This window comes from Clostridium polyendosporum, from assembly GCF_018332455.1.
Classification (GTDB): Bacteria; Bacillota; Clostridia; order Clostridiales; family Clostridiaceae; genus Clostridium_AY; species Clostridium_AY polyendosporum.
Map to the genome: position 1 here is coordinate 1 of NZ_BOPZ01000052.1, position 10142 is coordinate 10142.

10 protein-coding genes are annotated in these 10142 nt (G+C 27.1%); 5 read left to right on the forward strand and 5 right to left on the reverse strand.

Going from position 1 to position 10142, the window contains the following annotated elements; genetic code table 11:
- Positions 1-230: 230 nt before the first annotated feature.
- Together CPJCM30710_RS17075 and CPJCM30710_RS17080 are read right to left on the reverse strand one after the other, a co-directional pair.
- On the reverse strand, positions 231-530 hold the full coding sequence (locus CPJCM30710_RS17075) for a hypothetical protein (RefSeq protein ID WP_212905348.1): 300 nt from the start codon (positions 528-530) through the stop codon (positions 231-233).
- 194 nt (positions 531-724) lie between these two features.
- Entirely contained in the window at positions 725-2725 is a 2001-nt protein-coding gene (locus tag CPJCM30710_RS17080; protein WP_212905349.1) for an ATP-dependent helicase, read from the reverse strand.
- A 318-nt stretch (positions 2726-3043) separates the two neighbouring features.
- On the opposite strand from CPJCM30710_RS17080, the gene CPJCM30710_RS17085 reads away from it, so the two are divergent.
- Positions 3044-4519: a nicotinate phosphoribosyltransferase gene (locus tag CPJCM30710_RS17085; RefSeq protein WP_212905350.1), complete on the forward strand. Its 1476-nt coding sequence runs from the start codon at positions 3044-3046 to the stop codon at positions 4517-4519.
- 102 nt (positions 4520-4621) lie between these two features.
- Here the strand turns inward: CPJCM30710_RS17085 and CPJCM30710_RS17090 are convergent, their stop codons facing one another.
- The 3 genes from CPJCM30710_RS17090 to CPJCM30710_RS17100 form a co-directional block, all read right to left on the reverse strand.
- Positions 4622-4855 carry a hypothetical protein gene (locus CPJCM30710_RS17090; RefSeq protein ID WP_212905351.1) on the reverse strand — a complete coding sequence of 78 codons (234 nt, stop codon included), beginning with the start codon at positions 4853-4855 and terminating at the stop codon, positions 4622-4624.
- A gap of 228 nt (positions 4856-5083) precedes the next feature.
- Positions 5084-5785 carry an MgtC/SapB family protein gene (locus CPJCM30710_RS17095; RefSeq protein ID WP_212905352.1) on the reverse strand — a complete coding sequence of 234 codons (702 nt, stop codon included), beginning with the start codon at positions 5783-5785 and terminating at the stop codon, positions 5084-5086.
- Between the two features lie 291 nt (positions 5786-6076).
- Positions 6077-6406: a hypothetical protein gene (locus CPJCM30710_RS17100; protein ID WP_212905353.1), complete on the reverse strand. Its 330-nt coding sequence runs from the start codon at positions 6404-6406 to the stop codon at positions 6077-6079.
- Between the two features lie 544 nt (positions 6407-6950).
- Between CPJCM30710_RS17100 and CPJCM30710_RS17105 the strand changes: the two genes are divergently transcribed.
- The 4 genes from CPJCM30710_RS17105 (at position 6951) to CPJCM30710_RS17120 (ending at position 10008) form a co-directional block, all read left to right on the forward strand.
- Positions 6951-7847: a DUF5685 family protein gene (locus CPJCM30710_RS17105; RefSeq protein ID WP_212905354.1), complete on the forward strand. Its 897-nt coding sequence runs from the start codon at positions 6951-6953 to the stop codon at positions 7845-7847.
- A gap of 101 nt (positions 7848-7948) precedes the next feature.
- Complete coding sequence (locus CPJCM30710_RS17110; protein WP_281414006.1) at positions 7949-8563, forward strand: DnaJ domain-containing protein; 615 nt, start codon at positions 7949-7951, stop codon at positions 8561-8563.
- A gap of 104 nt (positions 8564-8667) precedes the next feature.
- Entirely contained in the window at positions 8668-9171 is a 504-nt protein-coding gene (locus CPJCM30710_RS17115) for a hypothetical protein (protein ID WP_212905355.1), read from the forward strand.
- Positions 9172-9594: 423 nt separating this feature from the next.
- Positions 9595-10008 (forward strand): transcriptional regulator PerR, encoded by a 414-nt coding sequence (locus CPJCM30710_RS17120; RefSeq protein WP_212905356.1) that lies wholly within the window; start codon positions 9595-9597, stop codon positions 10006-10008.
- Positions 10009-10142 lie beyond the last annotated feature (134 nt).

The following is a 10142-nucleotide window of genomic DNA, read 5'->3' on the forward strand; positions in this document are numbered from 1 at the left end:
ACACCTCTATTATAGTGAAAAGGTGAGTTTTTTGTATAACCTTATGTCGCCACCCGCATAGCGGGTGGTTTTATGTTTCGCACGCAACGTGCTCAACGGACTAAAGTCAAAATTAAAAAGCTCATATTCATTAGAATATGAGCTTATATATTCATATTAAGATTATATTATAAAACTTGGATATCAACAATTATGAATTAATTATTTATATATATAATTCCAATTATACCTTAATTGTTTGCTAAATATATCATATTTCCTTCTTCAACAATATATGGAAGTTCCTTTACTAGTTGGTATATATAAAGTTCTTTATTTGAACTTTCAACTCCAAGGTTATTCATATCCACTTGTTTATTAGAAAATAACTTAGCCCAAAAATCAACAAAATCATCCTTTGTAAGGAAAACTACATTTCCTTCTTCCTCAACCAAGAAAACATTTTTTATTTTGTTTACGATATTAACATTCACCACACTGTCATTAACTAAATTATTTACATCATTCCACACTTTTTTAAAAGATATCATTTCCATTCCTCCCTTTCAATTCTCAATCCCTCTGAAAAGTATTATATCATAAAATACATTTATTTACTAAAAGTTTTTTTCTTCTAATTTCGACTATATAACCTAATATAGAGGATATAATAAATTCAATATCACCATTTACAGTACTCTAATATAGAGAATATACGGATATAATATGTCACATTTGATATTTATTATATCCTTTTTACTAGATTATTGTCAATAAGTGTAGCTAACGAAAACTTCCTAATTAATCCATCATTAAACACTATGTCTATTTCTTCACCCTTTATTTGCTTAACTGTCCCAACTCCAAAACTTACATGATTAATCTCATCTTCTTCATTAAATCCATAATCTTCAAAAGTTTGAAATGATTCTAATCTTCCTTCCTTAATAAATCTAGATGGTTCTCTAAATTTTCCTCTCAACATTTTAGGAGCATATATAAAAAGATTGTTAATCGCTCTAGTAACACCTACATAAAAAAGCCTTCGTTCCTCTTCAATTCCTTCTTCTATACTATTTTTATGTGGGATTATTTCCTCATTACAATCTATTATAAATACATTTTTAAATTCCATTCCCTTAACGCCATGAATGGTACTTAAAGTTACCCCATTTTCAACAGGAGTGAATTTACTCATCTTTATATTTTCTTCTACTGTGTCAATATGCGATAAAAAACTAACAATTGTTTTAAATTCCTGTGAAGAAACTTTAAATTCTTCTATAATTTCTTCAAACTCAGTAATACTTTGCTTGTATTTTTCGCAGTATTCCCTTATGTGTCCTAGGTACCCTAAATCTACCAATATAAATTGTATAGCAGAAGATAAACTAATCTTATTTAAAAAATTAATATCCTTTTTTAAATCATCAAATTTTTTTATTTGAAATGGAGGAAATCCCTCAATATTCTTTAATTTTTCAAAAACATTTTCTTTATAAAAATTTCCCCTAACCTCTTCTATACTAGATTTCGATACATATCTAAAAGGTTTATTGATAATTCTATAAAAACTATTACTATCAGTAGGATCAATGGAAAGCTTTAAATAAGCAATAATATCTTGACATATAAAATGCTCAAAAAAATTATATTGTTTATCAAGCAACTTAAAAGGAACTTTCATTCTTATAAGACCATCTATAATGCTTCTTGCTTCCATATTTGTTCTATATAACACTGCATTTTCATTATATTTAAAACCACTATTCTTAAACTCGCTAATCTTTTTAATTATATACTCTGTCTGTTGACTTTCATTAAAAGGGTATACTACTCTAAATAATCCCTCTTCCTGTCGCCAATATCGTATCTCCTTGTCATTTCTCTGGTTATTATTTGTTATTATAGCTTTAGAAGCTTCCACGATATTTTTTACACTTCTATAATTGTAAGCTAAAAATTGTTTTTTCCCAGTCTCAAATACTTTGTCAAACCTTACCATAAACTCTGGCTTTGATCCTCTAAAAGAATATATACATTGATCCTCATCTCCTACTGCAAAGAGAGAGCTATGGCGATTTAATAAAGTCAAAAGCTCTATTTGAAGACTATCACAGTCTTGAAATTCATCAACTAAAATATACTTAAATAACTTTCTATATCTATTTAAAATCTCTTGATATTCATAAAATAATTTCTTACATTGTAACTGCAGGTCGTCAAAATCTAGGCATTCTTTACTTAGCTTATATTTCTCATAAACTTTATAACATTCATCAAAAATATTTTTTGGTATACTAGGTCTAAACTCTCCAGGAGAGAATCCCCCAGTCTTATAAAGTGAAATATTATTTAACACCTCTTTAACCTTTTCTTCTCCTACTTCATCCAAGCTTTGTAGTAGTACTTTATGAATTAACTTATATCCTTCACTAGGGTCTAACATTGCTATCTCTCCCCTATGCCTTTTTAAAATTTTATAGAACAAGGCATGAAATGTTCCAAAAAAAGGATACTTGTTTGAACCAGACATCTTTTGAAACCTATTCTTCATATTTTGAGCTGCAGCTCTTGTAAATGTTATAACAATAATATTATCAGGATTTACTTTCCTTTCATTTATAAGATAGTTAAGTCTATTTATTATAACAGTAGTTTTACCACTACCAGGCGGTGCTACTACAAGAACATTCTTATCTCTACAGCATACTGCTTTCATTTGAAAACTATCTAGATTTACCATACTTATAATTCCTTTCTTCATTCAGTTATAGTCAACACAATCACAGATACCTTTATCCTATGCATTATACCACTCGAAGCTATACTTAGAAGAGCGCTAAAAAATAAATTAAAGATGTTTATCTTTACTCAATACATAGATTTACTTATTTATAATTATTAACAAGTTTTATAAATTAAATTTCTAAAAGACTATTAGTATTTTAAAGAGTTATTCATTATTGAACCTGATTATTTTAATAATAAATAACTCTATTGTAATAATTTCTATATAAGGGTACAATATGTTTATGGCATTTTACGTAGAAGGAGAATAAATATGACGATAAATTATAAGTTTGACGTAAGAAATTCTAGAAATTTAACTATGCTTGTTGACTTCTATGAACTTACCATGGGAAATGGTTATTTTCGTGATGGTCTAAATGATAAAATAGCATATTTTGATATGTTTTTTAGAAGAGTTCCAGATGGTGGTGGATATTGTATAATGGCTGGTGTAGAGCAGCTTATAGAGTATTTAAGCAACCTAAAATTCTTAAAAGAAGATATACAATATTTAAGAAGTAAAGAAATTTTTTGCGAAGAATTTTTAGACTATCTTGAAAATTTTGAATTTACTTGCGATGTTTGGGCCATACCAGAAGGAAATCCAGTATTTCCAAACGAGCCTCTTGTAACAGTAAGAGGTCCAATAATACAAGCTCAATTTATTGAGACAATGATTCTTCTTACAATTAATCATCAAACCTTAATTGCAACAAAAGCTAATAGAATTTGTAGAGCTGCTCAAGGAAGAACTGTAATGGAATTTGGCTCAAGAAGAGCTCAAGGATATGATGGAGCTATCTATGGAGCTAGAGCTTCTATTATTGGTGGTTGTAGTTCAACCGCATGTACTATAGCAGAAGAAATGTTTAATATTCCTGCCTCTGGAACTATGGCACATAGCTGGGTTCAACTTTATTCAACAGAATATGAGGCTTTTAAAGCATGGGCTGAAATATATCCTGACAACTGTGTATTCCTTGTAGATACATATAATGTTTTAAAATCAGGAATACCAAATGCTATTAAAATCTTTGATAAGGTACTAAAACCTAAAGGTTATCGTCCAAAAGCAATAAGAATAGATAGTGGTGATATTACTTATCTTACAAAACGTAGTAGAGAGATGTTAGATAATGCAGGCTATGAAGATTGCAAAATTATAGTTTCCAATGCTCTAGATGAACATATAATAAGAGATGTTGTAAATCAAGGTGCACAGATTGATGCCTTTGGAGTTGGTGAAAGGCTAATAACAGCAAAATCTGAACCTGTTTTTGGTGGTGTTTATAAGCTTGTCGCTGTAGAAAGTGCTATTGGAATTGAACCAAGAATTAAAATTAGTGAAAATGAAGAAAAGATAACTAACCCTGGATTTAAGAAAATATATAGAATCTTTGATAAGGACAGCCATATGGCTATAGCAGATATAATTGGTTTACATAATGAGATAATAAAAGAAGGTGAACCACTTGAAATATTTGATCCTATTTATACTTGGAAGCGTAAAAAAATTACAAACTATTATGTAAAAGAGCTTCAGGTAAAAATCTTTGATAAAGGAAAGTCTGTATATAAGAGTCCTTCAGTAATGGAAATAAAAGACTTAGCTATAAAAGAAACAGAAAAGCTTTGGCCTGAAGTTCTAAGATTTGAGAATCCCCATAGTTATTACATTGATTTATCAAATAACTTATGGAACTTAAAGCATAGTTTACTTCATAAATATACAGATATGTATAAATAAAAAAATGCCCTTGCGGGGACTCTTAATAGAGTTATCCACAGATTGCAAATTTTATAATTTCTTATAGAGTAAAAAAACAAGGCTGGACTTCCAGCCTTGTTTTTAATATCCAGTCTTATATTTTAAATTCTTTATAAAATAATCTTCCTCATACCCTTGCTGATAATCATCTTCATAGCCTATAACAGTATTTATTTCTTTTATATCTTTATATACAATTCCACTTAAATACGCCTTAAAAACACATTCTTCTCCATCATCGGCAGGATTCATAGGACATTCATTATTACATGCTATTACTACTTTTTTGTTTGACCAAAACGGACACTTACTCATAAAACTCCCCCCAATTTGCCACAACTAATTTTTCCCATTTTTTCTATAGCATTATTATATGTTAAATATTTGAAAAAATAAAGTATTTTTATCAATATTTGTGTAAAAAACTCTTTAAACTTGGATAAAACTTATTAAAAATACGTATATATTACTTGTTTTTAATAAAATTATGTGCAAAAACCCCAAATTACTATCCTATATAATTAAGTACTAAACAGTAATTGTCTAGTTCTCAATCTCAGTTATTTTTATAACATCCTTATTACTTATTAAATAATACATAACATCATTAGCTTTAATTTGCTTTGGCAATAATATTGTGTAAATACATACATTTCTTAAATTTTCCTCGTCTTCACTCAATATAAATTCTATTTTTTTAATCTTTATATTATTTTGATTGAAATATTCCTCAAAATACTGTAAAGTAGATTTTTCACTTCTATAATCAATCTCTAACTTAATACTTTTATTTCTAACAATCCTATCCTCTAATTTTTTCATTGATACTAAAACTAAAACTACACTTATTCCAGACAATACACTTAGTATATAATATCCAAGTCCTATAGCTAATCCCACACAAGCTACTACCCAAAGTGATGCAGCAGTTGTTAATCCCTTGATTGAACCTTTTTCATGAATTATTGTGCCTGCACCTAAGAACCCAATCCCACTTATAACTTGAGCTCCTAGACGTCCATAATCCGTATTTAGTATATTGGACATGCTACCATTATTCTCTATAAAACTTATAATTTCATCTACCATCTGTACTTGTATCATTGATATTATCGCTGCACCTATACAAACCAGCATATGAGTTCTAAAACCTGCTGGACGATGCTTAAACTCCCTCTCATAACCTACCATTCCACCAATTAATACCGCCAAGAAAAGCCTTAAAACAACATCATTTAACTTCATGGTTTTCCTCTATTCATTATATCTATATATTTTATTAGTATTTTCTAAAAAAAAGAATATACTTCCTGATACCATTTCTGTTTTATTATTTTAACTTTTTTTATTAGATAACAGTAAACCCCCTATAAAAATATAACTTTTTAAATAAAGCTGAGTAGGCTTCATGCCTACTCAGCTTTATTTAGATTCCATATCATGAAATGACGCAGCAAATAAAAAGGAAGGACCTTTTTTAGGCTACCTTCCAACGAATGGTTACTTAATTCTTAGTCCATTAAAAATTATATAGAATTATAACTTATATCCTACATTTTTGAATACTGTTATATTAATAATTTCATTTTGGAATGCCTTAAGTAAAGCTTTTTCTAATACCATTTCATTATCAAAGTTTTCAACATCTTTACACACTGCAAAAACCTTATTAATTTCTCCTTTTACATTTCTATAAGTTAATGTAACATTAGGTTTATCATATTCAATACTAATAATTTTTAATCCCCAAGATATTTGGGCATATTCACCATCTATAGTAAGTTTAGTTAGTTCCTTCAGTTTTTGATTTTCTTCATTTGGATCTTGAACTACTATTAATTCATCTCCCACTTTATACTTTGCCATCTTACTTCCCTCCTCATATATTCACATGTTATATATTCCATTTGTTACTTTAGTTTACCACTTTACTAAAAAATAGTAAAGCAAATTGACTATGCTAATTATATAATTATATAATAGAAATAATTGAACGTTGCACTATAAATAATCATACAAGCATAAATTATGTATAATTAATGATTAGTAATTAAAAATAACCGTAATGTTATCTCTTGTAGATTAATAATACTACATTATAAATATGTGCAATACTCTTTAATAAGCTATATATTTATTAAATAAAATTATTTATCATCTTCACTTATTATTGTTTCATTTTTTTATTTTAATTATAAATCTTTATTATACTTTTAATTTTATTAATCTATAGATATAAAACTTCATAACCAAATATATAATTCATGAAAAAGCACTGCATGTCGAAACTATTTGATTCTATTTCACAAAGTGAAATCTGACTAACATTTAATAGGTTTGATTTTCATTAAATTTTATTTTCCTGAATTGTTTAAAAATTGAAGTTGTTTATCTTTAAGGAGTGACTCATTTGTTTGGATATGTTATACCATGTAAAATGGAATTAAAACTTAAGGATTATGAAAGATTTAAAGCTTATTACTGTGGCTTATGTCATACTATTAAATATTATTATGGAAACTTACCTAGGGCAGCTCTTAACTATGATATGACTTTTTTATCAATACTTTTAGATAGTTTATCTAAAGAAAAAATTAATGTAAAAAAATTAACTTGTGTCGTGCACCCACTTACAAAGAAAATAATAATAGAAAAAAATAATGCTTTAGAATATGCGTCTCATATAAATATAGCTTTATTTTATTACAAACTATTAGATGATGTTAATGATGATAAAAGCATAAAAGCTAAATTAGGTATATTTTTAATGAATAAAAGCAAATCATATTTCTCAAAAAGATTTGAAAATATAAATGAACTTATTAAAGATAAATTAAAAGCCTTGAACTTAAAAGAAGCTGAAGATAACCACAACTCCCTAGATGAAATAGCCCATCCTTTTAGTGAATTAACAGGGCTTCTAATCAAAAGTTATCCTTATCAACTTGATGGTGATTGTGAAGAACTACGTGAGAATTTATATTGGCTTGGTTATAATTTAGGAAAATGGATATATCTTATTGATGCTTTAGACGATTTGAAGGAAGATATGCAATCAAATTCTTTCAATGCTATTAATATATCTCTTAATAAGGATAATCTTCCCTTTAACAATTTTTATAATAGTATTAAACATAGAATTGATTTTTCACTATTAACTTGTTCTTCTCAGTGCTATAATGCATTTAAACAACTTAAGTTACAAAAAAATTATAATATTATAGATAATATTTTAAAATTAGGATTAGTAGAACGATATGAAAAAGTTTTAAGTAAATATGAAGAAGAAACCTGCTGTACTAAATAAAAATACGTCTAAGCTTTATCTATAAAATAGGATTTTTCTTAACTATAAATTAAATTATAAATTTATTTGATACGTTTATAAAACTATAAGGAGTGATTTTTGTGGGAAACCCATACGAAACATTAGGATTAAAAGAAGGTGCAACTCAGGAAGAAATAAAAAAAGCTTATAGAGAGTTAGCAAAGAAATATCACCCAGATCAATATGGCAATAATCCACTTAGAGATTTAGCTGAAAACAAAATGAGAGAAATAAATGAAGCCTATGATTATCTTATGAAGAAAGTACAAAACTCTTATAACTCTAGCAACAATTCAACGCATGGAACAAACTCCAATTATTCACACGGAAGTGGTTCATTCTCCTATACTGATATAAGAAGAGATATATCAGTAGGACGATACGGAGATGCTGAACAGAAGCTAAACTCTATGAAGATGAGAGATGCTGAATGGAATTATCTTTATGGTGTAATACAAATGCAAAAGGGATTTTATGATAGTGCTTATACTTATATTCAGACAGCCTGTTCATTAGATCCAAACAATCTTGAATATAGACAAACGCTTAATATGATAAATAATAATAATAAGAGTTATAAAAATACTTATTATAAAACTACTAGAAATGATGACATGTGTGACTTCTGTATTAAACTTTGGTGTATAGATAGTTGTTGTGAATGTATGGGCGGAGACCTAATAGGCTGTTGCTAAACAGGAACAGCTTAATTTTTAAAACCAGCTTATAAATTTTGTTTTTTTATAATATAAACTTATTATAAGCATATTTATATATAAATGAAAATGGATGTGATAATATGAAAGTAGGTAATATTACAAAAGGAGGACTATTTGTAGCTATTACTGTAGTTTTTCTTTATATCGCTAGTGTTATTCCTACTAATAAACTATCCCTACTAACCTTAGCTTCAGTGATAATTCCTATTTCTGTTATAACTACTTCTATTTCTAATTCTTTTATTGTTTATTTAGCCGCTTCAATTACATCGTTAATGGTAATTAATAAGACTATTGCACTATCTTATGTTATATTCTTTGGTTTATATGGTTTTATAAAACATTATACTGAAAAGATAAACAACTTATTTCTCGAAATAACTTTAAAATTTATCTTTTTTAACCTCTGCTTCTTTATATTATATACTTTTTATAAGACATTTTTTATCAAACAAATCCCACTAAAAATTCCATTTATATTCGTGACTCTAGCAGTACAAGCAATATTCTTAATTTTTGATTATGTATTAACTTTAATAATTTCTTATTTTTATAACAGATTAAAGAACAAAGGTTTATTTTAACTAACCTTTGTTTTTTTATTGCTAATATTATAAATTATTTATTTTTTTCTAAAATTATAAATTTAATTTACAACTTTCTCATCTATAGTTGAAAAGAGATACATTTTGCTTTAATATATATTAGTATGTTTTTTTATATATTTAAATAATTTAAAAATTAATATTTGAATAAAAAACAAAAAGAACAGATAAACTGTTCTTACAAAAAAGATAAAAAAAAAAATGAACATGGACTTATGTTTCAATTGTAAATAAATTAACAACTTCTTATATATGTTAACATACCTTTTTTATTTTTACAATACGTTTTGGAAATATTTTTTATTGCAAATATTTTCAAAACTTTTTAAATAATTATTATTGTTTGACAAATAATAATAATTATTATATAATATAATTAATCTACTTATAAGGATGGTGAACATGGATAACATTACAAGTATCTTCAGGGAAAAGAAATTAAAATTAACACCACAAAGAATTGCTGTTTATAAGTATTTAAAAAGTACAAAGGAACATCCATCTGCTGAAATGATTTACAAAGCATTACAGCCTGAATATCCCACAATGAGCTTAGCTACTGTATATAAAGCTCTTAAAACACTGGTTGAAGTTGGCTTGGTACAAGAAATAAATGTTGGTGAAGGCAACTTTAGATATGATGGAAACGCAACTTCACACCCACATATTCAATGCATAAGCTGTAGTAAAGTAGATGATTTAGAAAATCTAGATTTAACTAATTTAAATAAAGATGCTGAATCTTATAGCAAATATACGATTCTTTCAAATAAAGTTTATTTCTACGGAATATGCGAGGACTGTCAACAAAAATAAAGCTACATTAATGTAGCTTTATTTTTCAGTTTGCTGAAAAACCCCCTGTTTAAAAAACAGAGGGGTTTTCTAGCAAACTTGTGGATAAATTTTAAAAGAGAGCTTTTCTATTAATTTGAATAAAATTTTATATA

What these genes read in the sequence shown, in the direction of transcription:
- CPJCM30710_RS17090 (WP_212905351.1), bottom strand. Translation starts at nt 4,855, where the DNA reads ATGAGTAAGTGTCCGTTTTGGTCAAACAAAAAAGTAGTAATAGCATGT.
- CPJCM30710_RS17075 (WP_212905348.1), bottom strand. Translation starts at nt 530, where the DNA reads ATGATATCTTTTAAAAAAGTGTGGAATGATGTAAATAATTTAGTTAAT.
- CPJCM30710_RS17100 (WP_212905353.1), bottom strand. Translation starts at nt 6,406, where the DNA reads ATGGCAAAGTATAAAGTGGGAGATGAATTAATAGTAGTTCAAGATCCA.
- CPJCM30710_RS17085 (WP_212905350.1), top strand. Translation starts at nt 3,044, where the DNA reads ATGACGATAAATTATAAGTTTGACGTAAGAAATTCTAGAAATTTAACT.
- CPJCM30710_RS17115 (WP_212905355.1), top strand. Translation starts at nt 8,668, where the DNA reads ATGAAAGTAGGTAATATTACAAAAGGAGGACTATTTGTAGCTATTACT.
- CPJCM30710_RS17080 (WP_212905349.1), bottom strand. Translation starts at nt 2,725, where the DNA reads ATGGTAAATCTAGATAGTTTTCAAATGAAAGCAGTATGCTGTAGAGAT.
- CPJCM30710_RS17095 (WP_212905352.1), bottom strand. Translation starts at nt 5,785, where the DNA reads ATGAAGTTAAATGATGTTGTTTTAAGGCTTTTCTTGGCGGTATTAATT.
- CPJCM30710_RS17120 (WP_212905356.1), top strand. Translation starts at nt 9,595, where the DNA reads ATGGATAACATTACAAGTATCTTCAGGGAAAAGAAATTAAAATTAACA.